At 62.9% G+C, this 24,786-nt stretch carries 23 protein-coding genes, 1 pseudogene and 1 riboswitch; of the genes and pseudogenes, 10 read left to right on the top strand and 14 right to left on the bottom strand.

Going from position 1 to position 24,786, the window contains the following annotated elements; translation table 11 throughout:
• Positions 1 to 88 precede the first annotated feature (88 nt).
• The 3 genes from J2W46_RS08820 to J2W46_RS08810 all read right to left on the bottom strand — a co-directional run bounded on the left by J2W46_RS08820 (position 89) and on the right by J2W46_RS08810 (position 3,826).
• On the bottom strand, positions 89 to 1,174 hold the full coding sequence (locus J2W46_RS08820) for a PhoH family protein (protein ID WP_204522421.1): 1,086 nt from the start codon (positions 1,172 to 1,174) through the stop codon (positions 89 to 91).
• 93 nt (positions 1,175 to 1,267) lie between these two features.
• Positions 1,268 to 2,653: a tRNA (N6-isopentenyl adenosine(37)-C2)-methylthiotransferase MiaB gene (miaB, locus tag J2W46_RS08815; RefSeq protein WP_020069282.1), complete on the bottom strand. Its 1,386-nt coding sequence runs from the start codon at positions 2,651 to 2,653 to the stop codon at positions 1,268 to 1,270.
• Positions 2,654 to 2,830: 177 nt separating this feature from the next.
• The gene (locus J2W46_RS08810; protein WP_310352882.1) at positions 2,831 to 3,826 is read right to left on the bottom strand and encodes a LysR family transcriptional regulator; all 996 of its coding nucleotides are present in this window, start codon (positions 3,824 to 3,826) and stop codon (positions 2,831 to 2,833) included.
• Positions 3,827 to 3,945: 119 nt separating this feature from the next.
• Here J2W46_RS08810 and J2W46_RS08805 point away from each other — a divergent pair, with 119 nt between their 5' ends.
• The 4 genes from J2W46_RS08805 to ribB all read left to right on the top strand — a co-directional run bounded on the left by J2W46_RS08805 (position 3,946) and on the right by ribB (position 7,679).
• Complete coding sequence (locus tag J2W46_RS08805) at positions 3,946 to 4,344, top strand: VOC family protein (RefSeq protein WP_310352880.1); 399 nt, start codon at positions 3,946 to 3,948, stop codon at positions 4,342 to 4,344.
• Positions 4,345 to 4,360: 16 nt separating this feature from the next.
• Complete coding sequence (locus J2W46_RS08800) at positions 4,361 to 5,551, top strand: MFS transporter (RefSeq protein WP_310352876.1); 1,191 nt, start codon at positions 4,361 to 4,363, stop codon at positions 5,549 to 5,551.
• Positions 5,552 to 5,773: 222 nt separating this feature from the next.
• Positions 5,774 to 6,463, top strand: a complete 690-nt coding sequence (locus J2W46_RS08795) for a helix-turn-helix domain-containing protein (protein WP_087752504.1) — start codon at positions 5,774 to 5,776, stop codon at positions 6,461 to 6,463.
• Positions 6,464 to 6,621: 158 nt separating this feature from the next.
• Positions 6,622 to 6,806, top strand: a riboswitch (FMN riboswitch).
• A 153-nt stretch (positions 6,807 to 6,959) separates the two neighbouring features.
• Positions 6,960 to 7,679 (top strand): 3,4-dihydroxy-2-butanone-4-phosphate synthase, encoded by a 720-nt coding sequence (gene ribB, locus J2W46_RS08790; RefSeq protein WP_131321507.1) that lies wholly within the window; start codon positions 6,960 to 6,962, stop codon positions 7,677 to 7,679.
• A gap of 164 nt (positions 7,680 to 7,843) precedes the next feature.
• Here the strand turns inward: ribB and J2W46_RS08785 are convergent, their stop codons facing one another.
• The 4 genes from J2W46_RS08785 to glpD all read right to left on the bottom strand — a co-directional run bounded on the left by J2W46_RS08785 (position 7,844) and on the right by glpD (position 12,835).
• Positions 7,844 to 8,530, bottom strand: coding sequence for an HAD family hydrolase (locus J2W46_RS08785; RefSeq protein WP_310353101.1), 687 nt, complete (start codon positions 8,528 to 8,530; stop codon positions 7,844 to 7,846).
• A gap of 183 nt (positions 8,531 to 8,713) precedes the next feature.
• The gene (locus J2W46_RS08780) at positions 8,714 to 9,427 is read right to left on the bottom strand and encodes an MIP/aquaporin family protein (protein ID WP_027778847.1); all 714 of its coding nucleotides are present in this window, start codon (positions 9,425 to 9,427) and stop codon (positions 8,714 to 8,716) included.
• Between the two features lie 213 nt (positions 9,428 to 9,640).
• On the bottom strand, positions 9,641 to 11,140 hold the full coding sequence (gene glpK, locus J2W46_RS08775) for a glycerol kinase GlpK (protein WP_027778848.1): 1,500 nt from the start codon (positions 11,138 to 11,140) through the stop codon (positions 9,641 to 9,643).
• Between the two features lie 165 nt (positions 11,141 to 11,305).
• Positions 11,306 to 12,835, bottom strand: coding sequence for a glycerol-3-phosphate dehydrogenase (gene glpD / locus J2W46_RS08770; RefSeq protein WP_310352871.1), 1,530 nt, complete (start codon positions 12,833 to 12,835; stop codon positions 11,306 to 11,308).
• 199 nt (positions 12,836 to 13,034) lie between these two features.
• Between glpD and J2W46_RS08765 the strand changes: the two genes are divergently transcribed.
• Positions 13,035 to 13,409, top strand: a complete 375-nt coding sequence (locus J2W46_RS08765; protein ID WP_027778850.1) for a hypothetical protein — start codon at positions 13,035 to 13,037, stop codon at positions 13,407 to 13,409.
• 201 nt (positions 13,410 to 13,610) lie between these two features.
• Here J2W46_RS08765 and J2W46_RS08760 read toward each other — a convergent pair whose 3' ends face one another.
• Together J2W46_RS08760 and J2W46_RS08755 are read right to left on the bottom strand one after the other, a co-directional pair.
• On the bottom strand, positions 13,611 to 13,808 hold the full coding sequence (locus J2W46_RS08760; RefSeq protein WP_006049938.1) for a hypothetical protein: 198 nt from the start codon (positions 13,806 to 13,808) through the stop codon (positions 13,611 to 13,613).
• A gap of 318 nt (positions 13,809 to 14,126) precedes the next feature.
• On the bottom strand, positions 14,127 to 14,906 hold the full coding sequence (locus J2W46_RS08755; RefSeq protein ID WP_310352869.1) for a DeoR/GlpR family DNA-binding transcription regulator: 780 nt from the start codon (positions 14,904 to 14,906) through the stop codon (positions 14,127 to 14,129).
• A 306-nt stretch (positions 14,907 to 15,212) separates the two neighbouring features.
• Here J2W46_RS08755 and J2W46_RS08750 point away from each other — a divergent pair.
• The 3 genes and pseudogenes from J2W46_RS08750 to J2W46_RS08740 form a co-directional block, all read left to right on the top strand.
• Positions 15,213 to 15,836, top strand: a pseudogene (locus J2W46_RS08750) (gamma-glutamyltransferase); the annotation flags it as partial.
• Positions 15,837 to 16,220: 384 nt separating this feature from the next.
• Positions 16,221 to 17,048 carry a ferritin-like domain-containing protein gene (locus tag J2W46_RS08745; RefSeq protein WP_027804831.1) on the top strand — a complete coding sequence of 276 codons (828 nt, stop codon included), beginning with the start codon at positions 16,221 to 16,223 and terminating at the stop codon, positions 17,046 to 17,048.
• Positions 17,049 to 17,157: 109 nt separating this feature from the next.
• On the top strand, positions 17,158 to 17,679 hold the full coding sequence (locus J2W46_RS08740) for a hypothetical protein (RefSeq protein ID WP_310352866.1): 522 nt from the start codon (positions 17,158 to 17,160) through the stop codon (positions 17,677 to 17,679).
• 320 nt (positions 17,680 to 17,999) lie between these two features.
• Here the strand turns inward: J2W46_RS08740 and J2W46_RS08735 are convergent, their stop codons facing one another.
• The 4 genes from J2W46_RS08735 to J2W46_RS08720 all read right to left on the bottom strand — a co-directional run bounded on the left by J2W46_RS08735 (position 18,000) and on the right by J2W46_RS08720 (position 22,545).
• Complete coding sequence (locus J2W46_RS08735) at positions 18,000 to 19,529, bottom strand: DEAD/DEAH box helicase (protein WP_310352863.1); 1,530 nt, start codon at positions 19,527 to 19,529, stop codon at positions 18,000 to 18,002.
• A 217-nt stretch (positions 19,530 to 19,746) separates the two neighbouring features.
• Positions 19,747 to 20,367, bottom strand: a complete 621-nt coding sequence (gene trhA / locus J2W46_RS08730) for a PAQR family membrane homeostasis protein TrhA (RefSeq protein ID WP_020069265.1) — start codon at positions 20,365 to 20,367, stop codon at positions 19,747 to 19,749.
• A 126-nt stretch (positions 20,368 to 20,493) separates the two neighbouring features.
• Complete coding sequence (locus J2W46_RS08725; RefSeq protein WP_131320061.1) at positions 20,494 to 21,792, bottom strand: c-type cytochrome; 1,299 nt, start codon at positions 21,790 to 21,792, stop codon at positions 20,494 to 20,496.
• 21 nt (positions 21,793 to 21,813) lie between these two features.
• The gene (locus J2W46_RS08720; RefSeq protein ID WP_033379637.1) at positions 21,814 to 22,545 is read right to left on the bottom strand and encodes a c-type cytochrome; all 732 of its coding nucleotides are present in this window, start codon (positions 22,543 to 22,545) and stop codon (positions 21,814 to 21,816) included.
• 387 nt (positions 22,546 to 22,932) lie between these two features.
• On the opposite strand from J2W46_RS08720, the gene copC reads away from it, so the two are divergent.
• Together copC and J2W46_RS08710 are read left to right on the top strand one after the other, a co-directional pair.
• Positions 22,933 to 23,310, top strand: a complete 378-nt coding sequence (gene copC, locus J2W46_RS08715; protein WP_310352860.1) for a copper homeostasis periplasmic binding protein CopC — start codon at positions 22,933 to 22,935, stop codon at positions 23,308 to 23,310.
• Positions 23,307 to 24,236, top strand: coding sequence for a CopD family protein (locus J2W46_RS08710; protein ID WP_020069261.1), 930 nt, complete (start codon positions 23,307 to 23,309; stop codon positions 24,234 to 24,236). Before copC ends, J2W46_RS08710 begins: the two co-directional genes overlap by 4 nt.
• 154 nt (positions 24,237 to 24,390) lie before the next feature.
• On the opposite strand, the gene J2W46_RS08705 is transcribed toward J2W46_RS08710, so the two are convergent.
• On the bottom strand, positions 24,391 to 24,693 hold the full coding sequence (locus J2W46_RS08705; protein WP_214877852.1) for a hypothetical protein: 303 nt from the start codon (positions 24,691 to 24,693) through the stop codon (positions 24,391 to 24,393).
• Positions 24,694 to 24,786 lie beyond the last annotated feature (93 nt).

Raw genomic sequence — 24,786 nt, 5'->3', positions numbered from 1 at the left:
GGTTGGAAGTGATGCGTGAAGCGAGGCGCGGAACACAGCCGGTCCGCGAGCCGCGCATTCAGCGGATTATCGGTTGCGTCGAGCCGCATTAACGCGAATCCGCCGGGTTGGCAGTCTTCTGCGAATGCGCGTCGTACGCCTCGACAATTCGTGCGACGAGCGGATGCCGCACCACGTCCGCACTGGTGAAGCGCGTGAGCGCAATGCCGCGTACGTCGGACAGAACCTGCTGCGCTTCGATGAGCCCGCTCTTGTGTCCGCGCGGCAAGTCGACCTGAGTCGTGTCGCCGGTCACCACGGCCTTCGAGCCGAAGCCGATCCGCGTGAGAAACATCTTCATCTGCTCGGGCGTGGTGTTCTGCGCTTCGTCGAGAATGATGAACGCGTGATTCAGCGTGCGGCCGCGCATGTACGCGAGCGGCGCGATTTCGATCATTTGCCGCTCGAACATCTTGGCGGTTTTGTCAAAGCCCAGCAGATCGTAGAGCGCGTCGTACAGCGGACGCAGATACGGATCGACCTTCTGCGCGAGATCGCCCGGCAGGAAGCCGAGACGCTCGCCCGCTTCGACGGCCGGGCGCGTGAGGACGATGCGCTTGACCTGATCGCGCTCGAGCGCGTCAACCGCGCAGGCGACCGCGAGATAGGTCTTGCCCGTGCCGGCCGGACCGACGCCGAACGTGACGTCGTGAGAAATGATCTGCTTCAGATACTCGCGCTGCGCCGGCGTGCGGCCGCGCAGATCGGCGCGCCGTGTGTACAGTTTCGGGCCGAGTTCTTCGAGGTCGTCTTCGTCGCTGTCGGCGGGTTGGTCGAACGGATGGTCGGGATTGCCGGGAAAGCCCGGCTCGCCCGCTTCGTCGCCGTTCCCATTGCCATTGCCATTGCCGTTGGTGCGATGCCGCGCCGGGTGGCGCACTTCGACGAGCGCAAGCTGAATGTCGTCGACCGACAGCGGTTCGCGCGCGTTGTTGTAGAAGTTTTCGAGAGCGGTAAGCGCAAGCTTGGCGCCGCGCCCGCGAATCGTGATGCGATGTCCGCGGCGTTGCAGCGTCACGTCGAGCGCCTGCTCGATTTGCCGCAGATTTTCGTCGAGCGGTCCGCAGAGGTTGGCGAGCCGCGCATTGTCGTCGCGCGGAGCGGTGAATTCCAGATGCGGCTGAGTGGTTTTCAAGGCGGTGATTCGATCCTGTCGGTTTCAGTACTCGGGTGCGTCGGGCGGTGCGTGGCGCGGCCCGGCCGCGCCGCTCTGTCAGTTGTCAGTCGGTCAATGCGTGACAGCGCTTGCGTTGTCCGCTGCATTGTCGTGCACCAGCACGAGCTCCCCACGCAGTGAATGTGGGTACGCTTTGACGATTTTCACGTCGACCATTTGACCGGTCAGCCGCGCATGCGAAGCCAACGGCGCCGGGAAATTCACTACGCGGTTGTTCTCGGTGCGGCCCGCAAGTTCGTTCGGATCCTTACGCGCCGGGCGTTCGACCAGAATGCGCTCCACCTTGCCGACCATCGAATCGCTGATTCGCTGCACGTTTTCTTCGATCGTGGCTTGCAGATGTTGCAGGCGACGCAGCTTCACTTCGCGCGGCGTGTCGTCGTGCAGATTTGCAGCCGGCGTGCCCGGGCGCGGACTGTAGATGAACGAGAAGCTCGTGTCGTACTTCATCTCGTGCACGAGCGCCATCATCTTGTCGAAATCTTCTTCCGTCTCGCCGGGGAAGCCGACGATCATGTCCGTGGAAAGCGACAGGTCCGGGCGGATAGCGCGCAATTTGCGAATCACGGACTTGTATTCGAGCACGGTGTAGCCGCGCTTCATCGCCATAAGGATCCGGTCGGAGCCGTGCTGCACCGGCAGATGCAGGTGACTCACGAGCTTGGGCACCTTCGCGTAGGTGTCGATCAGGCGCTGCGTGAATTCCTTCGGATGCGACGTGGTATAGCGAATCCGCTCGATTCCCGGGATATCCGCAACGTATTCGATCAGCGTCGCAAAGTCGGCGATCTCCGACGAACCCAGCGTGAGCGCGCCACGATACGCGTTCACGTTCTGACCGAGCAGCGTGACTTCGCGCACGCCCTGGTCGGCGAGGCCCGCAATTTCGGTGAGCACGTCGTCGAGCGGACGCGATACTTCTTCGCCGCGCGTGTAGGGCACGACGCAATAGCTGCAGTACTTGCTGCAGCCTTCCATGATCGACACGAACGCGCTCGGACCGTCGACGCGAGCCGGCGGCAAATGGTCGAACTTTTCGATTTCCGGGAAAGTAATGTCGACCTGCGCGCGGCCGCTTTCGCGGCGCTTGTCGATCATTTGCGGCAGACGGTGCAGCGTTTGCGGCCCGAACACCAGATCGACGTACGGCGCGCGCGCTACGATCGACGCGCCTTCCTGACTCGCCACGCAGCCGCCCACGCCGATAATCAGGTTCGGGTTCGCTTCTTTCAGTTCGCGGACGCGGCCGAGGTCGGAGAAGACTTTTTCCTGAGCTTTCTCGCGTACCGAGCAGGTGTTGAACAGAATGACGTCCGCGTCTTCCGGCGTGTCCGTCTTGATGAGCCCTTCAGCCGCGCCCAGTACGTCGACCATCTTGTCGGAGTCGTACTCGTTCATCTGGCAGCCAAAGGTCTTTACATAAACTTTCTTGGTCATCGAATTTCGCCGGTCGCAGTGGTTAATCTGGGGGCGTCGTATTAGGGGTCAAGGAGATGCGAAAACATGCGCGAGGCCTCGAAACGGCCGGCACTTTCAGCGCACTTGGGCGGGCAGGGACCGTAATCCCAGTCATGTCTAGCCGCTTGCCGCGCACGCTCGCAGCGTAACGCAACATTATAGCCCTTCGCCGGATACGGTTTGTCCGCCCGTTCCGACCCGCGGCACGGGTTGGGGCGCGTCTGGCGGCAAGCCCAGCAGGCTTTCCAGTTCATCGGACACTTGCGCGAATCGCTCGCTCAGGAAGTCCAGCAGAACGCGCACGCGCGGTGCCATGAAACGGTTGCGGTGGTAGAGCGCGTGCAGCGGCGCGTCGGGATAGCGCCACTCCGGCAGCAAAATTTTCAGGCCGTCGGCGCGCAGATCCGCTTGCACGTCCCACATCGACTTGATTGCGATGCCGTAGCCGCGCAGCGCCCATTCGCGGGCGACGGCGCCGTCGTTGGTCTCGCGCGCGGTTTCGAACGGCACGGTGTACTGCTGCACTTCGTCGCCGCGCGTGAAGCGCCACTCGTTCACGGGACCTGAGCCGGTGCTGAGCACGATGCAATCGAAATTGGCGAGATCGTATGGGTCTTTGGGCTCGCCCTTGCGTGCGATGTATTCCGGTGATGCGCACAGCACGCGCCGGTTGGGCGCCAGCTTGCGCGCGACCAGCGAGCTGTCTTGCGGCACGCCGAAACGGATCGCGAGATCGATGTCCTCCTGCACCAGGTTCGACAGCGAGTCCGACAGCGTCAGGGCGAACGTCACCTCCGGGTAGAGCGCGTTGAACTCGTCGAGCCAGTGCATCAACAGATTGCGGCCGAAGTCCGACGTCGCCGAGACACGCACCTTGCCGCGCACCACCCCTTGCCCCGCTTGCAGCGCGGCTTTTGCGTCGTCTAGCGATTGCAGCGCCTGGCGGCAGCAGTTCAGGTAGAGACGTCCTTCGTCGGTGAGTCGCAGCTGGCGGGTGGTGCGCTCGAACAGGCGCGCTTTCAGGCCGGCTTCGAGTTTCGCGAGGCGCGCGCTCGCAGCGGCCGGTGTCAGCCCCATTTTGCGGCCCGCCGCGGACAGACTGCCGTGCTGTGCGGCCTCTACGAAGAGACGAATGTCGCCAAGGTTATCCATTGCATTCTTCAAATCGCATTTGAAAATGCTTCAAATGCTACGCCAATTATCAAATTGACGCGTCGCGCTCACAATTCAAGCCTCGAAAACCGATGCGGCGCAGTTAGCCGGCCGAAGCCATGCAACTCGATCACGCGACTATCGTCACAGCCGATCTAGACACGGCCCGGCGTTTCTTCGTCGATGTAGTCGGGTTGACGCAAGGCGCCCGTCCGGCGTTTTCCGTCGGCGGCTACTGGCTGTATGCCAACGGCAGCCCGGTGATCCATCTGGTCGAGAGCACGATGCCGGACACTTCGATGAGAGCCGCGCCGCGCATCGATCACATTGCATTCCGTCTGGAAAGCGCCGCCGAGTGGCAGGCGCTGCTCGCGCGCCTGCGAGCAACAGGCGTCGACTATCGGACGGCGCAAGTGCCGCCGATGGGCCCGCAAGAAGCCGCCATGCAGATTTTTGTGGCGCTCGCGCCCAGTGTCGTCGTCGAGTTCGTGACGGCGCTGCATTACGCTCAACCGTAGAACCTGGAGAACAACAGTGCCAATTCCATTACTCGCGCTCGCGATCAGCGCCTTCGCTATCGGGACGACCGAGTTCGTCATCATGGGCTTGCTGCCCGAGGTCGCGCGCGATCTCTCGGTGTCGATTCCGTCGGCGGGATTGCTGGTGAGCGGGTATGCGCTCGGCGTCGCGGTCGGCGCGCCGCTGCTTGCCGTCGTCACGAGCCGGATGCCCCGCAAGCTCGCGTTGCAGTTGCTGATGGGCGTTTTCATCGTCGGCAATACGTTGTGTGCGATTGCGTCGGACTATTCCGTGCTGATGATCGCGCGCGTGGTGACGTCGTTCGCGCACGGCTCGTTTTTCGGCATTGGCGCCGTGGTGGCCGCGTCGCTCGTGCCGCTCGAGAAGCGAGCGAGCGCAATTGCGCTGATGTTCACCGGCCTCACGCTTGCCAACGTGCTCGGCGTGCCGTTCGGTACTTTCGTGGGCCAGGAGTTCGGCTGGCGTGCGGCCTTCTGGATTGTCAGCGGGTTCGGCGTGCTATCGCTCGCAGGCGTGACGGCACTCGTGCCGAATCGCCACGATTCGGGTCCTGCCAGTCTCGGTCATGAAGTGCGCGTGCTGAAGGACCCGCAAGTCTGGACCGCGCTTGCAATGACGGTGCTCGGCTTCGGCGGCGTGTTCGTCGTGTTCACGTATATCGCGCCGATTCTGGAGCAGGTGAGCGGCTTCTCGCCGCGTGCCGTCACGCTGATCCTGGTGCTGTTCGGCGTGGGGCTGACGATCGGCAACACGGTCGGCGGCAAACTCGCGGACCGTGCGCTGATGCCCTCGTTGATGGGCATTCTCGTGGCGCTGGCGGTCGTGATGGCGATTTTCGCGCGTACCAGTCATTCGCAGGTGGCCGCGGCGATCACGGTGTTCGTGTGGGGCATTGCCGCCTTCGCGACCGTGCCGCCGTTGCAGATGCGCGTGGTCGAGAAGGCCGCCAAGGCGCCGAATCTCGCGTCGACGTTGAACATCGGCGCGTTCAATGTCGGCAATGCGGGCGGCGCGTGGCTGGGAGGTCTCGTGATCGATCACGGCCATTCGCTCGATACGTTGCCATGGGTTGCCGCGGCCGTGAGCGTCGTGGCTCTGTTGCTGACCTGGTTGGCATCGCGCATGGATCGGCCGGTGTCGCAGCCGGTCAATCGACGCGACATGGAAGTGCGCGAGCGGGCTTGAGTGCTCCGGGTACGCAAACCCCGCTGCCTGAGATGTATGGGCGCGCTCTGACGAAAAGCGAAGCCGCGCCCATATGAAAAATCCGCACAAGCTTTGCGAGAAACGTCCTCCGCAATGCTGATAACAGTGTGAAGATAACTTCGTTGGGCACGGTGGGGCGCGATGCTATCTTGCTTCCACTAACTGCTTGCCCGCCGTCCGGCGGCGCTTCTGGAGGCAATCATGCATTCCCCGCTTGCTCTGGTTCGCGATCCCACCGCTGATACCGATGCGCCGCCGCGTGCCGCTGAACCCTTCGATGCACTCGAACATCTGGTCGGCGTGAATCTTGCGCGCTTGCGTGCCGAGCGCCAGTTGTCGCTCGATGCTCTTGCACGCGCATCCGGCGTGTCGCGCGCCATGCTCGCGCAGATCGAGTCAGCGCGCAGCGTGCCGTCGATCAAGGTGCTCTGCAAAGTGGCTGCCGCGTTGAAAGTGTCGGTCGCGGCATTCCTGCGACGTCACGCGACCAACGGCTTTGAACACTTGCCGGCGGAGCGCTCGTCGCGCGTGGTCAGTTCCAACGGACGCTTTTCGGCTCGTCCGCTCTATCCCGATGCCGAACCGACCGCCGCCGAATTCCACGAGTTGCGCATCGCGCCGTTGCACACGGAACCCGGCACACGTCGCGCGCCGGGCACGACGGTGAACCTCGTCGTCAGTGAGGGCACGCTCGAGGTGAGCGTGCACGATCAACGTCAGTTGCTGGCCACAGGCGACGCGATCGTGTTCGACGCCGATCAGCCGCATAGCCTGCGCAATCCCGGCGACACCGAGGCGCGCGCGTTTCGCGTCACGTTGAAGGCCGAGACGCCGCCGCGTTGGGACGTGCCCTCGCAGCCGGACACGGCGCGCGAAGCCGCGCCGGTTTAATCGAATGCGCGGACGTCGCGTCGGCTCGCTGGTCAGCGTCTCGAAGTCAGAAATATGGGTGAGCACGGCGCTCACCGCGAATCCCGTTGCGCAGTAGGGTTGCACGGCAGTTCGCGCGCGACTGTTGTATGCTTGGCCCGCCGGTTATCCGGCAATCAGTGCGTCTTCAGGGCGGGGTGAAATTCCCCACCGGCGGTATGCCGGCAACGCGAGAGCGTGAGCCGGCGAGCCCGCGAGCGCCCGCAGTAGTCTGGCTTTCAGCGAACCGGAAGCCGCCGCGGGGTCAGCAGATCTGGTGAGAAGCCAGAGCCGACGGTCACAGTCCGGATGGAAGAAGATGTGCAGATAGTCATGTTCGTCTCCGTGGCGCCGCTCGCAGGTTCGGGCGGTGCATGAACGCCGCCTCGACTATGCAGAGGCGGTTCGCGGCGCGTCTTTGTCTGTTTGCAATGCCCTGAAACGTTTTTCGCCCCACTTTTGCGATGAGCGTTTCAACATGTCCTTTGCTACTTTTCCTGCCCCGTCGACGATTGCGGACGATGCATTCGCCGATCTCCCGCTGCTGGACACCGAATCCGTTCCGCCGCGTATCGCCGCCGCGCTGCAAGCAATGCGCGATGGCCGTGCCGTCGTGCTGCAAGACGACGACGACCGCGAGAACGAGGCCGATCTGATCGTATCCGCCGAGCGTCTTTCCGTCGAAACAATGGCGCTGCTGATTCGCGAATGCAGCGGGATCGTCTGCCTGTGCCTGCCCGACGAGAAGATTCGCGCGCTCGAACTTCCGCCGATGGTCGCCAACAACGAGAGCCGTCATGGCACGGCGTTCACGGTTTCGATCGAAGCACGCGAAGGTGTGACGACCGGCGTGTCCGCACTCGACCGCGTGACGACCATTCGCGCCGCCATTGCCGATACGGCGAAGCCCGGCGACATCGTGAGCCCCGGCCACGTGTTTCCGTTGCGTGCGATGCCTGGCGGCGTGCTTGCGCGGCGCGGACATACGGAGGGCACGGTGGATCTCGCGATTCTCGCGGGCCTGAAGCCGGCCGGCGTACTGTGCGAATTGATGAACGCCGACGGCACGATGACGCGCGGCGCGGACGTCGAACGCTTTGCCGCACAACACAATCTGCCGATGCTGACGATTGCCGAGTTGGCCGAGTTCCGTCGCGCGTTGGCTGAGGCGCGTGAATGCGTCGAGCAGGAAGCGTGAACGCAGCGACGTAGTTCGGGCGGCGCGTTGAATCAACGCGCTCATCGACGTTGCTCTCTGACGGGCTCTTTCCGCTCTGTTGCAGCACGTTGTACTCAAAGCACGAGGCCGACCGCATACGGTCGGCCGGTCTTTTTGAACGCTACCTTTGGCGCAGGCGGCTGCTACGACTGCACGTCGCCGAACTCTCCCCGCACGCCCGCTTCGAGCAACGCGGGCAATTCGTCCATGTGTTTCATGATGCGCGTCATGCCCATCTTGCGCAGCGCGTCCGCGTAGCCGTCGGGAATATGGCTCGCGCCGACGAAAGCGATCGTCTTCATGCCCGCCGCGCGCGCCGCGTTCAGACCCGCCACGCTGTCTTCCACGACGATGCATCGCGATGGCTCGACGCCGAGCGTCTGCGCAGCAAATAGGTACACATCGGGAAAAGGTTTGGGACGTGCGACCTGTTCGGCGCTGAAAATGCGGTCGCCGAAAATCTGCTGCAGGCCGGCGCGCTGCACCGACGCCGTCACGCGTGCCATGCGGCTGTTCGACACGACCGCGGCCGGCAGCGTCACGCGTTGCAGCGCAGCTCGAACACCGTTGATCGGACTGAGCGACGCGGCCAGCGCGAGCTCGACATTGTGTTCAATCGTGTTCAGGAAATTGGGCGGCAGAGCGATGTCGAACGCTTTCTCGATGCCTTCGAGGAAGCGCGACGTTTGCTGGCCAAAGGCCGTCTTGACGATGGGTTCGAAGTCGAGGCCGGGGAAAGTCGCCGATAGCGTCTCGAACATGACGCGGTCAGCAATGACTTCGCTGTCGACGAGTACGCCGTCGCAGTCGCAAATGAGATGGTCGATCATGCCTGAAGGAACGGAAAGCGGGGGCGCGTGGGCCGGAATGGCCAGCCCATGCGCGCCGGGTGAAAGCGCCATGATACGTGCTTTGACGCGGCGCGCGTCGCGCAGCCGCTTTCCGCTGCATTCCACCGATTCCGTCAACCGCGACTCTCGCGCGCGTCGGCTGTTCATCAACGCGCGGCGAGATCAGCGCGTATGCAGATACAGATAAAGAGCCGCCGCCACCGCACCGCCGACGAGCGGCCCGCACACCGGAATCCATGCATAGCGCCAGTCGCTGTCACGCTTACCGGGAATCGGCAGCAGCGCATGCATCAGACGCGGCGACAGATCGCGCGCAGGGCTCATCGCGTAACCGGTCGGGCCACCGAGCGAGATGCCGATGCCGAGCACGAGCAGGCCGACCGGCAGCGCGTCGAGCGCACCGAGACCGACTTGCGGCGAAGCCAGATACAGCACGCCGAGAATCAGCACGAAGGTTGCGATCATCTCGGTCAGCAGGTTGTGAGGCACGCTGCGAATCGCCGGCGCGGTGCAGAACACGCCGAGCTTGACGTCGGCGTCGCCTTCTTTCGCGAAGTGCTGGCGATACGCGACCCACACGAGCAGCGCACCGGCCATGCCGCCGAGCATTTGCGCCGCGATGTAGCCGGGGACCTTGGCCCACGCGAACTTGCCGGCGAGCGCAAGGCTGACCGTCACGACCGGATTCAGGTGTGCGCCGCTGTACGATGCAGTGACGTAGACCGCGATGAAAACGGCCATTGCCCAGCCCATCACGATCACGATCAGATCCGCGCCCTTGCCTTTGGTGCGCGCGAGCAGCACGTTGGCGACAGCACCGTCGCCGAGCAGCACGACGAGCGCCGTGCCAATGAATTCCGCAATGTATGGTGACATTGTTGGGTATCCGAAATATTGTTGTTAGGAAAACCGCGGGACGGGCGGCCTTGTCGCGTTTCGTGGCCTGGTGCTTGCCGCCTCGTCGTTGGCTTTTTGTTAATGCGTCGCGATCGGGTCGCGCTTTCGTCGCGCTGCGGTCGCGGCCGCGTTCATCCTGGTTGGACCTGCCTCATGGCGAACGCTTAGCCGCGTCCATCGCGAACACCGCTCTCAAGGTGTGTCGGCCCACGCTTTGGCGGCGCGAATCGCGCGCTTCCAGCCGTCGAGACATTCCTCGACATCCGCCTGTTCGAGCGCGGGCGTGAAGCGGCGGTCGAGCTTCCACTGGCTTTGCAGTTCGTCCACATCTTTCCAGTAGCCGACCGCGAGGCCCGCCAGATACGCCGCGCCCAACGCAGTGGTTTCCGACACTTTGGGGCGAACCGCGTCCACACCGAGGATGTCGGCCTGGAACTGCATCAGCAGGTTGTTCGCGCAGGCGCCGCCGTCCACACGCAATTCGCCGATGCGAATGCCGGAGTCGGCTTCCATGGCCTTCAGAACGTCGAGCGACTGATACGCGATCGAATCGAGCGCGGCGCGAGCGATATGCGCCGACGTCGTGCCGCGCGTCACGCCGAACAGCGTGCCGCGGGCACGCGCATTCCAGTGCGGCGCGCCGAGCCCGGCGAACGCGGGCACCAGATAGACGCCGTCGCAATGCGGCACGCCGCGCGCCAACGTTTCGATCTCAGCCGCGTTTTTGATGATGCCCAGACCGTCGCGCAGCCATTGCACGACCGCGCCGCCGATGAAGATGCTGCCTTCGAGCGCGTAGTTGATCTGATCGCCGATCTGCCATGCAATCGTGGTGACGAGATTGTTCTTCGATTCAATTGGCTTGTCGCCGGTGTTCATCACCAGGAAGCAGCCGGTGCCGTAGGTGTTCTTCACCATGCCGGATTCGGTGCACATCTGGCCGAAGAGCGCGGCGTGCTGATCGCCGGCAATGCCCGCGAGCGGAATCTTCGAGGCGAATACGGTGGTCTTGGTAGGCCCATACACTTCGGACGAAGGACGCACTTCGGGCAGCATGCTGCGCGGAATGTCGAGTGCGTCGAGCAGTTCGTCGTCCCACTTCAGTGTGTGGATGTTGAAGAGCATGGTGCGCGACGCGTTGGTCACGTCGGTGACATGCAGCCCGCCCTTGGTGAAATTCCACACGAGCCAACTGTCGACGGTGCCGAACGCGAGGCGGCCTTGCTTCGCTTTTTCGCGTGCACCTTCCACGTTATCGAGGATCCAGCGGATTTTGGTCGCCGAGAAATACGAGTCGATCGGCAAGCCGGTTTTCGCGCGAACTTTGGCTTCGAGGCCTTGTTCCTTGAGCTGGTCGCAGAAGTCGGCGGTGCGGCGGTCCTGCCACACAATCGCGTTGTAGATCGGATGGCCGGTCTCGCGGTCCCAGACAATCGTGGTTTCGCGCTGATTCGTAATGCCGATGGCGGCGATCGACGTGCCGTTCATCCCGGCGCGCGTCACGGCTTCGGCAGCGACGCCCGCCTGCGTCGACCAGATTTCCTGCGGGTTGTGCTCGACCCAGCCCGGACGGGGGTAGATCTGCTCAAACTCCTTTTGTGCCGTCGACACGACGTTGCCGAGGCGGTCGAACAGCATCGCGCGTGAACTGGTGGTGCCCTGGTCAAGCGCGAGGATGTACTGATCCTGCATTGTCTCTTCTCCATGCGTTTTATGAATCGCCGTAACAGCTTACCGGCGACGGGAACGGCTTGTCGTTCCAAGCGGCCGCGACCGCTCGGGTCGGTGCAGCCGGCTCGATGCAGCCGCGGGGTGAAACGGTTTTTTTACGCTGCGAGCGCGCGGACTTCCATCAGGTCAGGCGCTCTGTCGCTCGGGTTGGCGAGCGAACCATGCGTCGATGTCGCGTGTAATCGAGTCGAGCGTGCCCGGCTCGACGTGAAGACCGAGCTTCGAGCGGCGCCATAGCACGTCGTGCGCGCTGCGTGCCCATTCGGTGTCGCGCAGATACGTCAGCTCGGCCTCGTAGAGACCCGGCGCGAATGCCTGGCCGAGACCGGCGAGCGAGCGCGCGTCGCCGATCACGTTCTTCACGCGCGTGCCGTAAGCACGGGCGAGACGATGCGCGAGGTCCGCCGGCAACCACGCGTGCTGCTGCTTCAGTCCAGCGAGAAAGCGCTCGAAGTTTGCCTGCGGGATATCGCCGCCGGGCAACGGCGCGCCGGCCGTCCACGACGGCGCGTCGCTGCCGAGAGCAGGCGCGAGCTTGTCGACGGCTTCTTCGGCGAGCTTGCGAAAGGTCGTGATCTTGCCGCCGAACACGGACAGCAGCGGCGCTTCGCCCGCTGGCGCATCCAGTTCGAGCGAATAGTCGCGCGTCACCGCCGACGGATTGTCCGCGCCTTCTTCCTCGAGCAGCGGCCGCACGCCCGAGTAGGTCCAGCGCACGTCGTCCGGGGAGATCTTCTGCTTGAAGTAGCGATTGATCGAGTCGCACAGGTACTGCGTTTCGTCGGCGCTGATTGCCACTTTCGCGGGGTCGCCGCGATATTCGAGATCGGTTGTGCCGATCAGCGTGTAGTCGTGCTCGTACGGAATCGCGAAGATGATCCGCTTGTCCGGATTCTGGAAGATGTACGCGTGGTCGTGTTCGAACAGGCGCCGGGTGACGATGTGGCTGCCCTTGACGAGCCGCACGCTGTGCGACGCCGCGCGGCCGAGCGCGCCCTGGAGCAGTTCGCCGACCCACGGACCGGCGGCGTTCGCGATCGACGCTGCTCGCACGTCGACGGTCGTGCCGTCCGCGCGCCTGAGTTGCGCCCGCCATTCGCCGCCTGCGCGCACGGCGCTCAGCAGCCTGGTGCGCGTGAGAATCTTCGCGCCGTGCTCGGCGGCGTCGAGCGCATTCAACACGACTAGGCGAGCGTCGTTGACCCAGCCGTCGGAGTACACAAAGCCGCGCTTGATCGATTCGACGAGCGGCGCGCCGGCCGGATGATCGCGCATCACGATGCCGCGCGAGCCGGGCAGCAGTTCGCGCCGGGCGAGATGATCGTAAAGGAAAAGACCGGCGCGAATCAGCCAGGCGGGACGCAGATCTGGCATGTGCGGCATCACGAAGCGCAGCGGCCACATGATGTGCGGCGCGGCGCGCAGCAACGTCTCACGCTCCTGCAACGCTTTGCGCACCAGTCCGAACTCGCGGTATTCCAGATAGCGCAAGCCGCCGTGGATCAGTTTGGTACTCGCCGAGGACGTATGCGCTGCCAAGTCGTCCTGCTCGCACAGCAGCACGGACAGGCCTCGGCCCGCCGCGTCGCGTGCGATGCCCGCGCCGTTGATCCCGCCGCCCACGACGAGCAAATCGTATCTCGTGCCTTGCGTCACCTGCTGCGTCTCCTGACTCGTCCGAAAGTTATGTCCGAAACCTATCGAACCGATAGTGTTCGTTTTCGAACTTTAATGAACATATTCGAAAAAGTAAAGTTCGCGCATCTGGCGTGCGCCTCTATCGAAAGGCCAAGGCAGTAGCGCAACACACGGCCACGGACGATACTCTTGCCAGTAGCCATTTCAGGGTGATTTCATGCGTGTACTTTTCATGGTGGGCGCGGCAGCGCTTCTCGCAGGGTGCGTCGCCTCGCCGAGCTTGAGCGGAACGATGGGCGCGCCGTCGTTCGCGTCGTTGCAGCAGATGTGCAGCGCCCAGACGGTCGATTACGGCAACGACGCTCAAGGCGTGTATGCGACGTTGTTCGACGCTTATGTGGCGAACCGGCGCGGGCGGTTGTCGAAGGAAGATTACTGCGCGTTCCAGACGGAAATCGCGCAGCGCTACACGAGCCAGGGGGCGAGCACCGACCCGCAGATTCGCAACCAGTGGGTTGCGTTCTTTACGGAGCAACGCGCACGAGCAATAAGCTGGCGCGCCGCAGTCGATCCGACGTTGCGCAGCGGTTGAGGTTTGTTCTTTAGACGGCGGCGCTGCGGTTTATTGGTCGGGAGGACGCGGCAGTAATGAAAGTGGGCGCCGCTGCGGGCGCCCACGTTGACAGAAACAGAACGGACCTGGCCGGCTCGAGGGCTGGCCGTGTACGTGCGGCTGAGCTAGCAGCCGCACCGGCCGTGAACCGGCATCAGCCCGACGATGCGCGGGTTGTTATCAGGAAAGGCGTTTGATTGCTCGGAGTGCGCTATCGCCGGATTCCGTTACACGCCATTGTTCATTGCCCGAGGCGAGCCGCTCCAGTTGCACGAGCTGGCGTTCGAGGAGGGCGTCGAGTTCTTCTCGCTCCATGTCCACCTGATTGGGAGCGTCCTTGACGAGCAACAACGTGGCGAATTCGTGCGGACTCAGCATCGTTTCTCTCCATGTCAAGCAAACGCGGACAGCCTCGACGGCGACTGGCATGCATGGCGACAGCCATGGCCGGGTGGTCCGCAAAAAGATGGGGCGGGAGGTGCAGCTACGACAGGTTTACTTAGCACCGGCGGCATGCGGGCACGCAATGAACGCCGGGGAACTGGAGTGTAGTCAAGCAAACGTTAAACACCAAACTGGCCCCTGCAAATTTTCCCTTTGACAACCGCACCCCACAGAGGCGGTTATTCGCCGCGGCCAAATCCTTGATTTCACTTGAAGTTTTGCGTGCGCTGCAACATGTCCGCAACTACTTGGTCAATTGGCCACGTACACCTGGCAATTGGCGGCGGTGAGCGTCTCCGCCATGTCAGGCGGCGGGGCGGCATCGGTGAAGAGCGCGTCGATCTGCTCGAGATGTCCCTGACGAACCAGCGCAGGGCGGCCGAATTTCGAACTGTCGGCGGCGAGAAAAACGGTGCGCGCGTGGTGAATGATGGCTTCCGCCACGCGCACTTCGCGCGTATCGAAATCGCGCAGGGTTCCGTCGGGCTCGATGCTCGAGGTGCCGATGATCGCGAAATCCACCTTGAACTGGCGGATGAAATCGATCGCCAGTTCGCCCACGATGCCCTTGTCCCACGGTCGCACGATGCCGCCCGTCACCAGCACTTCGCAGTCGGGATAGCCGCTCATCATGCTCGCGACGTTCAGATTGTTGGTAATCACGCGCAATCCGCGATGCCGGTTGAGCGCGCGCGCGACTTCCTCGGTGGTGGTCCCGAGATTGATGAAGAGCGACGCCTGGTCGGGAATGTGAGTGGCCACTAGCGCCGCGATGCGCCTTTTTTCGTCGTGGAACATGCGCTGCCGCGCGGTGTACGAGACGTTCTCGGAACTGGTCGGCAGGCTCGCGCCGCCGTGATAACGACGCAGCAGATTCATGTCGGCGAGCCAGTTGACGTCGCGGCGGATCGTCTGCGGTGTCACGTCGAAGTGTGCTGCGAGGTCGTCCACGGTCACGAAGCCGTCGCGTTGCACCCACTCCAGCAGTTCCTGTTGCCGGGCATTGAGAGTGAGGCGGGGGTCTCGGGTCATGGGTCTCGGTGATGAGTTGTTATCGGCCTGCCGCAGTCGGCGTGGGCGGGATGCGTATGCGAGTGTGCGTGTATTGTAAGACCATCGCGCGGGTCGTCTGCCAGGTCGTGCGACATGCATAAGCCTGCGCGCGCCGCACATCGACGCATCCAGCGCGGTAGCGCGTTTATCCATGCGATAAATGGATTTGTGTTTTGCCGCCGCTCGCGCTGCAATCGAAGATTTTCTGTTCCGTCCGCGTTTCACCTTTCCTATTGTGTCCGGCGGCTGGCGTCGCCTCACCGTGCTTTCGAGAGCGTTCGACATGATCACAAGCGCGCCACGCAATTCGATTTCGGCATGCCGAAGGCGGGCGGCACCATCTACATGTCGGTGGCGGACGAGCGCGGCATGATGGTCAGCTTCATTCAGTCGAACTACATGGGCTTCGGATCGGGGATCGTGGTGCCGGATACTGGTATCTCCATGCAGAACCGCGGCTGCGGTTTCTCGATGGATCCGAAGTCGCCCAACGTGGTGGAAGGCGGCAAGCGGCCGTTCCACACGATCATCCCGGCGTTCCTCACGCAGCAGGTGAACGGACAGCAGGAAGCGGTCATGAGCTTTGGCGTGATGGGCGGGGACATGCAGCCGCAGGCGCATTTGCAATCTGTCGTGCGCATGCTCGACTACGGTCAGCAGCCGCAGGCCGCGTGCGACGCACCGCGCTGGAAGGTGAACCGCGACTTCACGATCGACATTGAATCGACGCTCGACGCAAAGACGGCAGAAGGATTGCAGAAGCTCGGCCACACGATCAAATCCGTCGACGATCCTTACATGGATTTCGGTTCCGGCCAGTACATCTGGAAGCTCGATCGCAATGATCCGGAGCGTGGTTACGTGGGCGCCAGCGACAGCCGCCGCGACGGGTTGGCTGCCGGCTTCTGATGCCCGTCGGCGCCTTTTCGGCGGGGTGCGAGAGGTAGCTGGACAGGTGGCTCGAAGAATCCGTGCGTCGTAGTTTTCGAATCACGGTTTGTCGCGTTTTGCGAAGCAAAGCCAGCTCGTTGAACTGGCTTTTTCGTGCGCCGTGCAATCGTGCTTGCCTCACCGAAACTTTCGTCTATCGTGAAATTGGAACCCTGGCCGATCGGTACGGTCAGTGCTGGGTTGTCTGCAGAGTTGCGAAACAGCGGCTAAGATGCAGACACAAGGGGTTAACTCTAATTCACGGCGCTGTATCCGACACGGCGAACCGCAACGCGAGGTAGCGCGATAGCAGCGGTTCCAAGCATGCTCCACGAGTCGATACAGCTTTCGGAGCAAGACACGATGCACACAGAGCTGAACCATGTCATGCCCTGGCGGATCGAGGACATAGACCTCACGCGCATTGATCGCCAGAAAGCGGTCGCGAACGAAGACCTGTTATTGCTGCTGTGTGCCGCTTCATTTATTGAAAGCGGCACCGATCTTTACACCAGTAATCTGAGCAAGTTTTTCGACGGCGATCCGGAAGTTTCCGCGTGGCTCAACAACGAGTGGGAGCCCGAGGAAATGCAACACGGCCGCGCACTCAAAACGTATATCGCTTACGTGTGGCCAGAATACGATTGGGACACGGCGTTCCGTAATTTCATGGACGAATATTCGCTAACGTGTTCAGTGGAAGATTTCGAAAAAACCCGCGCGCTTGAAATGGTGGCGCGGTGCGTCGTCGAAACAGGTACGGCCACGTTGTATCGCGCGATTGGCGAGTGTTCGGACGAGCCGGTGCTCAAGGAGATTACCGACAACATTCGTACCGACGAGGTCCGTCATTACAAACACTTTTTCAAGTACTTCAAGAAGTACAACAAGATCGAGGGCAATGGCCGGCTCGCGGTTCTGGGCGCGTTAATGCGTCGTGTAATGGAGATCAAGAACGAAGACTCGGAAATCGCGTTGCGTCATGTGTTCGCGATTCGTTATCCGGAGCGGGTGCGCGACCAGGCTTACAACCGCGAGCGGGCCGCGCGGATTAATGCGCTCGTGCGGCGTAATCTTTCCGCCGACATGTGCGTGAAAATGCTGCTCAAACCGCTCGATTTGCCGGCGAAAATTCAGCCTGGGGTGCATTACCCGCTCGCCAAGATCACGCAGCATGTGTTTTTCCGTTAACCGGTAGTGCGAACCCCGGCAATTCGCCGGCGTAGAAGATGGCCCGCCTATGCGGGCCATTTGTGTTTCAGGGCATCATGGAGGCTTGCCTCTTAACCGGACCCATGCGATGAGCGATTCCTCCTTGCCCCAGCGCCCGCTCGAACAGACTGCATTCGACGAATGGCCCGACGCGGTTCGCGCGCTATTCGACGGCTCGTCGCTCGCGAGCAAGACCGGTTTCACGGCCTCGCTGCTGACCGTCGACGCGAATCAGCATATCCGCACATCGCTGCTCGGCGCAGGCGAGTTGTATGCGCCCGATTCGCGCACCCTGTGTATCGCGCTGTGGCCGCAAGCCCGGGCGGCGCGCGCAATCGCGCAAAGCGGGCGGGCGGCATTGAGCTTCGTCCTGGAAGAGGCGTTTTATCAGGTGCAGTTGCTCGTCGCGCCGCTGCCGCCCGCCGATGGCGACGACCGCGGTCTCGTCTATATGAGCTGCACGATCGATTCAGGCGAAACGCAAAGCGTGCGCTACGCGCGCCTGACAAGCGGCATTACGTTTGAACTGGAAGAAGGGGCGGAGAAGGTGCTCGACCGATGGGAGCGGCAGATCGAGCAGCTGAAACGGGCTGCGGCGGTGGGGAGCTGAGGTGAGGCCCCGCGCCGGTGCTGCGGCTGTGTTTGCTGCGTGGTGACGAGGAGGGCTCTGGGGCCCTCTGGCCCGTATAGTGCGCTTTGCGCGTGGCGGCTGATGGTGAGGCTAGATGGCATCTGAGCTGGCTGCCGGCCTTGACGGCGGTAGTCGGCGGCCTAGCTGAGAGCCGGCAACCTTCACCCGGCAACCTCAGCCGGCCGAAGTCTCGGCTGCCCGGAGCCTCAACCGCCCGAAGCCGCAACCGCCCGAAGCCGCAACCGCCCGAAGCCTCAACCGCCCAAAGCCTCAACCGCCCGCCGCCTCAACCTCCAACCTCAACGACCACGCTGGCCGCTGCGCGCCGGGTTGCCCCCGCGCGGCGAGTCGTTGCGCGACTTTGCGCCGCCGAGCAATGCACCCGGATTGCCGCTTTGCGGTTTGCGCGGCGCGTGCTGCGCGCCGCTACCTTCATGAGCAATAGCGCGCGGACGGTCGTCCTGACGCTGACCGTCGCGGCGCGGCTGGCCACCGTTGCCGGCCGGCTTCGCGGCTTGTGGCTTCGGCTGCTGCTGGCCGTTCGCCGGGCGTTGCCCCGAGCGCTGCGCTGGCTTCGCGGCGCCGCCGTTGCCAGCCTTCGCAGCGCCTTGACCTTGACGCGGCGAACGACCGCCGCCGCCACCGCCCTGGCCCCGGCGCAAAATCGGTTCCGGCTTCGCGGTCGGGTCCGGTTCGAACCCGGCGATCACTTCCTGCGGCACCGGACGCTTGATCAGCTTCTCAATGTCCTTCAGCAATTGCAGTTCGTCGACGCACACCAGCGAAATTGCCTCGCCCGTCGCACCCGCGCGACCGGTGCGGCCGATCCGGTGGACGTAATCTTCCGGCACGTTGGGCAGATCGAAATTGACGACGTGCGGCAACTGATCGATGTCGATGCCGCGCGCGGCGATGTCGGTGGCGACCAGCACCTGCAGCGTGCCGTCCTTGAACTCGGCAAGCGCGCGCGTACGAGCCGACTGGCTCTTGTTGCCGTGAATCGCCAGCGCGCTGATGCCGTCTTTGGTCAACTGTTCAGCAAGGCGATTGGCGCCGTGCTTGGTGCGCGTGAATACCAGCACTTGAAACCAGTTGTGCTGCTTGATCAGGTGCGTGAGCAACTCGCGCTTCTTGTCGCGATCCACCGGGTGAATTTTCTGCGCGACTGTTTCCGCGGTCGTGTTGCGGCGCGCGACTTCGATCAGCGCCGGCGAGTCGAGCAGATTGTCGGCGAGCGTTTTGATCTCGTCGGAGAAAGTAGCCGAGAAGAGCAGGTTCTGGCGCTTCGGCGGCAGCTTGGCCAGCACGCGTTTGATGTCGTGAATGAAGCCCATATCGAGCATACGGTCCGCCTCGTCGAGCACGAGAATCTCGAGATGCGACAGGTCGATGGTCTTCTGCTGCATATGGTCGAGCAATCGGCCAGGCGTCGCGACGACGATGTCCACGCCGCTTCTGAGCGCACCGATCTGCGGATTGATGCCGACGCCGCCAAACATCACCGTCGACTTCAGCTTCAAGTACTTGCCGTAAGCGCGCACGCTTTCTTCGACCTGCGCGGCCAGTTCCCGCGTAGGCGTGAGGATCAGCGCGCGGACCGCGCGCTTGCCGGACGCGGATGAGTGCGGCGGCATGGAATTGAGACGTTGCAGGATCGGCAGCGTGAAACCGGCCGTCTTGCCGGTGCCGGTTTGCGCGCCAGCGAGCAGATCGCCGCCGTTCAGCACAGCGGGAATCGCTTGCGTCTGGATGGGAGTCGGAGTGGTGTAGCCGAGTTCGTGTACAGCGCGGACCAGGGGTTCGGACAAGCCGAGGGAATCAAAAGACATAGAAACTCTTTGCAATGCAGTTTCGCGAGCGGCACACGTGGGCCCCCAGCGGGCACAAATGCGGCATGAACACGCCGCATGGCGTGATCGAGATCAAGGCCGAAGCCCAGTTCCGTTCGCAGAGAAATCGGCGGCACGCTCGGATGCGTGCCGAATGCTTCAACGCGCTATGCAGACACGTTGACTGGCCTTAAGTTGCATTTCGCCGCCGTGGACGTTACGCGACATAGCGCGCAACGCTGACGAATTGACACAGACTGCCCGCCAGTACGAACAGGTGCCAGATACCATGTCCGTGCCGGATGCGCTCGTCGTTGATGAAGAAGTAGATGCCGGCGCTGTAGATGACTCCGCCGGCCACGAGCCAGGCAGTGCCCGCAGCCGGTAATGCTTGAACCAGCGGGCGGACGGCAACGAGCGCGAGCCATCCCATCAGGACATACAGCACCATCGAAACGCTGCGGGTGCGTCGCCCGAGCGTCAGTTCCTGCACGATGCCGAGAGCAGCAAGCCCCCAGCTTACGCCGAATAGCGACCATCCCCACGGCCCGCGCAACGTGACAAGCGTGAACGGAGTGTAGCTTCCGGCGATCAGCAGATAGATCGCCGAATGGTCGCATTTCTGCAGCACTGCCTTGATACGGGGACTGCGCACGCTGTGGTAAAGCGTCGAGATAGCATACAGCACGAACAGCATCGCACCGTACACGCTGAAGCTGACCACCTTGTATGCGTCGCCCTCTACCGCACCCATCGTCACGAGCGTAGCCAGCCCCGCCACCGACAGCACGGCGCCGACGAGGTGGGTAATGCTGTTGAAACGCTCACCGACATGCACGGGTCTTTCCTCCTGCACGGTTTCATTGAGGCATGTGTTGCCGAAGCCTCATGATACCGGTCCTCAAAAAACGAAGGGCGCGGCCGCGAATTTCGCAGGCCGCGCCCCTGGTGCATCGAACGCTGCTTAGTCGAGCGGCGCCGAACGCAGATCCGACACTTGCTGCGGCGACACGGCCGTGCCGTGGTTGCCCCACGACATACGGATATACGTGACGACAGCGGCTACTTCCTGATTCGACAGCGATTGCGCGAACGGCGGCATGCCGTACGGATGCGGATTCGCGTCGGTGCTCGGAGGATAACCGCCGTTCAGCACCATGCGGATCGGGTTGACCGCCGACGGCATCTGGATCGACTGGTTGTTCGCGAGCGGCGGGAAGGCCGGCGGCTGGCCGAGGCCGTTGTCCGCGTGGCACTTCGCGCAGTTGTCAGCGTAGATCTTCTGACCTTGCTTCAACAGTTCGCCGCCGAACTTTTCGGACGTTTCCAGTTGGAGCGGCTCCGGTGCTTCGCTCTTCTGCGGAATCGTCTTCAGGTACGTGGCCATTGCGTTGATGTCCGCATCGGTCATGTACTGCAGGCTGTTGTGAACCACTTCGGCCATCGGGCCGAAAACCGCACCGCGGTTCGACACACCCGTTTTCAGCAGATCGGCAATGTCTTTCGTTTCCCAGTCGCCGAGGCCTGCTTCCTTGTTCGACGTGAGCGACGGTGCGTACCAGTTCTGCAGCGGGATCAGGCCGCCTGCAAAAGCCGCCGAGCTGACCGGGCCGCCCATTGCGTTGATCGACGTGTGGCACATGCCGCAATGGCCGAGGCCTTCGATCAGGTACGCGCCGCGGTTCCACTCGACCGACTTGGTCGGATCCGCCTTGTACTCGCCTTCACGGAAGAACAGCGTGCGCCAGCCGATCAGCATGTTGCGCTGGTTGAACGGGAACTTCAGTTCGTGCGGGCGGCTCGGGACGTTGACCGGCGTGACCGAGCGCAGGTACGCATAGATCGCGTCCGAGTCGGCGCGCGTGACCTTCGTGTAGCTCGTGAACGGGAAGCCCGGATAGAGCAGGCTGCCGTCTTTCGAGCGGCCGGTGTGCATGGCGCGGTAGAAGTCGTCCTGCGTCCACTTGCCGATACCGTACTGATCGTCAGGCGTGATGTTCGGCGTGAACATCGTGCCGAACGGCGTGGCCATGGGCAGGCCGCCGGCGAACTGCTTGCCGCCGCGGACCGTGTGGCAGGCGATACAGTCGCCGGCGCGGGCGAGGTATTCGCCCTTCTTCACGAGCGCAGCCTGGTCGGCGGGCGTTGCCGCCACGGCCGAGCCGTTATGCAGATTGTCGCCGCCCGACCACAGGACGGGAACGAGTGCAGCAGCCGCAACAACGACAACTGCCGAGAGGGCGAACAAAGACTTGCGTTTCATTTGAGTGTCTCTCCCGGTGCCTTATTGCGGTTCGCTGCCGCAGGCAAGCGGAGTCTTCATCGAGCGGGCCGGAGCCGGCACGGGGTTTTGTGGGGCCTGTTGCGTGGAAAGCCAGGCAGCGACCGCGTTCACGTCTTCGTCTGTGAGACGCGTGGCGATGGTGTGCATGCAATCTGGTGCGATTGCGTGGCGCGTGCCCGAACGCCATGCGCCGAGCTGCGCGCTGATGTAGTCGGAGTGCAGACCGACGAGACCCGGGATTGCCGGCTCCATACCGGTCAGACCCTTGCCGTGGCAGGCGGCGCAAGCCGGAATCTGCTTCGACGCGTCGCCGTTCAGCACAATCTGCTGGCCGCGAGCGAGCGTGGTCGACGACACCGTCGGCTTGGCCGGCTGCGGATAGGGCGGACGTTGCTTCGAGAAGTACGTGGCGATCTGATGCAGATAGTCGTCGGAAAGATACGTGACGAGGTAATTCATGGGCGGGTACTTGCGGCGCCCTTCGCGGAAATTCTGCAACTGGTTGTACAGATAGTCGGCCGGCTTGCCCGCGAGACGCGGGAAGTAGTCGTTGTCAGTACCTTGACCGTGCGTGCCGTGGCAGGCCGTGCAACCTTGCACGCGCGCTTCCATAGTATCGGGGGCCTTCGGTTGAGTCTGCGCTTTCGCAGCGCTATAGACACCCGCGGAGCCGATCAGCAGAAGGGCAAGCAACGGGCGGAAAATGCGTCTTGAAGACACGCGTAACTCCATCAAAATCGGGGACCTGACCGAACTTCGAGCGGCTCGGTGTGAAGGGCAGCCGGCGCTGCGGCGACGCAGCATTCTATCATCGAAGGGTGATGATGACTATTTGCCACATTCGACAAGCTTACGGCCGTCACGGGCGTGCGACAGTTTGACGCGCATCGCCGCACGGAACCGCCGCGACTTTCAGACTTCGCTGCGTGGTCCACCGCTGCAATCGCTGTACCCGGCAAACTTTTGTCCGCTCGATGTTGAACCGACCCGCGCGCGTGCCATCGAAGCGTACACTTCCGGGCGCCGAACCGCGGACGAGATCTGTCCGCGGCCAGGGACCCGGTTCAACCGGTCCGGCAGGCGCCCGCCGTTTTCCCGTTCATCCGCTATCGGCCTTACATGAAGCTAATCAATCTTTTCAGTCCGGCGTGGTTTTCGTCCGCGCTCGGCGCCGCGGCGCTCGTTATGACGTCCTCGGCATTCGCACATGCGCATCTCGTTTCGAGCGAACCTGCAGCCAACGCCGAAGTCGCGGCACCCGCAGAGGTCACCCTTCACTTCAGCGAGCCGCTCGAGCCGGCCTTCAGCAAAATCGCGCTGAACGACGCGAACGGCAAGGCAACTGCGCCCGCTGCGTCGGAAGTCGACAAGCACGACGCGCGTGTCATGCATCTGCCGCTGCCGCAGTTGGGCGCGGGACGCTACGCGGTGCACTGGACCGCCGTGGCCACCGACGGTCATCGCACGCAAGGCGACTTTGCGTTCATCGTCAAATGAGCATCGACGGATTGTGGATCGGGCAGGTCGCCATGGCCGCGCTCATGAATGTCGCGTTTGCGTTTGCCGTCGGTTCGGCATTGCTCGGCGCGTGGCTCGCGAACGACGCCAAGGCGAAGGTCGCGCCCGGGCGTGCCGCCTGGTTGCGCGCGCAACGTTCAATGCTGACGGCGAGCGTCGTCCTGGTGCTCGCAGACCTCGGCTGGCTGTTGTATCAGGCGGCGTCGATGAGTGGCGTTGCGCTTCCCGCCGCATTTGCCTTCGTGCCGACGGTGCTTACCCAAACGCATGTCGGCTACGGCTGGAGCATTGCGTTCGCGGGCGCACTGGTGTTGCTGGGCACGGCAATGACGGCTCATAGCGGCATGTTGCGCAACGCGCTGCTGTGGCTCGCGGTGATTGCAATCGCCGCAGGCAAGGCGTCGCTCGGGCACGCGGTGGACGCAGGGCCGGCATCCGCGGCCATCGCAATGCAAACGCTTCACGTGCTCGTGACCAGCGTGTGGGCCGGCCTCGCGATTACAGCCGGACTGGCGGTGTTGCCGGCGCTCGGCTTGTCGACCGCGCGCGGCATATTGATCCGCACAGCGACGCAGGTGTCGAACGTGTCGGTGGTCGCGGTGGGATTCGTGCTGCTCTCCGGCATCTTCAACGCGGTGCGCGGCTCCGGTGGCTCATTCGAGGCGATCGGGTCGAGCACATGGGGCCACGTTTTGATCCTCAAGCTTTCGCTTGTCGGTCTCGCGCTCGTGCTCGGCGGCCTCAATCGCTTCCTTGCGCTTCCGCGTCTGCGCCGTACTGCATCGACGATGGACGCCCATACGTTCACCAACGTGCTTTATCTGGAAGCGCTTGCCATGATCGGCGTTCTCGTCGCAGCCGCAGCGCTGTCGCATAGCGTGCCGGCGTTCGCGATGGTGAACTGAGTTCTATACGCGAGAGGACCGGCGTCACCGCGCGGGCTGTATTGCGTACACGTCTATGCATCCGCGTAAGAATGCGCCGCACGGTTTCAACGTGCGGCGCGATCACCAACTCAAGTGAACAACCGCGTGTCGAGCATTCGGCCGATCGACCAATTCATTCGAGTCCCAGCCGATGACCGAGAATCGGCGCACAAAATAGCGCAATTGCGCAGCCAGCTACTTTGCCTTCGAGTTCCGCTGCTGCCGCATGGGCGCCGTAGACATGCATGAGCAGATCGAAAAGCTGGGGGATGCAGTACACGACGGCGGCGACGACAAACCATTTTTCAATCGCCGCGATGCGCCAGCCGCGTTCATAGGCAACGGCCGCGCCGATCACGCGAAGCACGCCGAATAGCACCAGCGCGCCGACGGCCGCCTGCTCGCGCAGCAGATAATCCGGAATGAATTCGCCCATGAGACTCCCCGATGCATTCGTTGTTCGGACGCATTTCAGCAAGGAGCAGGCCATACATCTGTCTGATGCCGAACAAAGGGCAAGCAAGCCTTT

The sequence above is a fragment of the Paraburkholderia strydomiana genome (assembly GCF_031456815.1).
GTDB classification, from domain to species: Bacteria; Pseudomonadota; Gammaproteobacteria; order Burkholderiales; family Burkholderiaceae; genus Paraburkholderia; species Paraburkholderia caledonica.
Note: the sequence above shows the minus strand (reverse complement) of the source record. Positions and strands in the feature narration are given on the sequence as shown.

Bases quoted from the DNA above. Each gene is read 5' to 3' on its own strand.
- miaB (WP_020069282.1), bottom strand. From the start codon at position 2,653: ATGACCAAGAAAGTTTATGTAAAGACCTTTGGCTGCCAGATGAACGAG.
- J2W46_RS08765 (WP_027778850.1), top strand. From the start codon at position 13,035: ATGCGTGTACTTTTCATGGTGGGCGCGGCAGCGCTTCTCGCAGGGTGC.
- J2W46_RS08755 (WP_310352869.1), bottom strand. From the start codon at position 14,906: ATGACCCGAGACCCCCGCCTCACTCTCAATGCCCGGCAACAGGAACTG.
- J2W46_RS08740 (WP_310352866.1), top strand. From the start codon at position 17,158: ATGAGCGATTCCTCCTTGCCCCAGCGCCCGCTCGAACAGACTGCATTC.
- glpK (WP_027778848.1), bottom strand. From the start codon at position 11,140: ATGCAGGATCAGTACATCCTCGCGCTTGACCAGGGCACCACCAGTTCA.
- J2W46_RS08745 (WP_027804831.1), top strand. From the start codon at position 16,221: ATGCACACAGAGCTGAACCATGTCATGCCCTGGCGGATCGAGGACATA.
- J2W46_RS08785 (WP_310353101.1), bottom strand. From the start codon at position 8,530: ATGATCGACCATCTCATTTGCGACTGCGACGGCGTACTCGTCGACAGC.
- J2W46_RS08710 (WP_020069261.1), top strand. From the start codon at position 23,307: ATGAGCATCGACGGATTGTGGATCGGGCAGGTCGCCATGGCCGCGCTC.
- J2W46_RS08720 (WP_033379637.1), bottom strand. From the start codon at position 22,545: ATGGAGTTACGCGTGTCTTCAAGACGCATTTTCCGCCCGTTGCTTGCC.
- J2W46_RS08805 (WP_310352880.1), top strand. From the start codon at position 3,946: ATGCAACTCGATCACGCGACTATCGTCACAGCCGATCTAGACACGGCC.
- J2W46_RS08725 (WP_131320061.1), bottom strand. From the start codon at position 21,792: ATGAAACGCAAGTCTTTGTTCGCCCTCTCGGCAGTTGTCGTTGTTGCG.
- J2W46_RS08795 (WP_087752504.1), top strand. From the start codon at position 5,774: ATGCATTCCCCGCTTGCTCTGGTTCGCGATCCCACCGCTGATACCGAT.
- copC (WP_310352860.1), top strand. From the start codon at position 22,933: ATGAAGCTAATCAATCTTTTCAGTCCGGCGTGGTTTTCGTCCGCGCTC.
- ribB (WP_131321507.1), top strand. From the start codon at position 6,960: ATGTCCTTTGCTACTTTTCCTGCCCCGTCGACGATTGCGGACGATGCA.
- J2W46_RS08705 (WP_214877852.1), bottom strand. From the start codon at position 24,693: ATGGGCGAATTCATTCCGGATTATCTGCTGCGCGAGCAGGCGGCCGTC.
- J2W46_RS08760 (WP_006049938.1), bottom strand. From the start codon at position 13,808: ATGCTGAGTCCGCACGAATTCGCCACGTTGTTGCTCGTCAAGGACGCT.
- J2W46_RS08735 (WP_310352863.1), bottom strand. From the start codon at position 19,529: ATGTCTTTTGATTCCCTCGGCTTGTCCGAACCCCTGGTCCGCGCTGTA.
- J2W46_RS08780 (WP_027778847.1), bottom strand. From the start codon at position 9,427: ATGTCACCATACATTGCGGAATTCATTGGCACGGCGCTCGTCGTGCTG.
- J2W46_RS08810 (WP_310352882.1), bottom strand. From the start codon at position 3,826: ATGGATAACCTTGGCGACATTCGTCTCTTCGTAGAGGCCGCACAGCAC.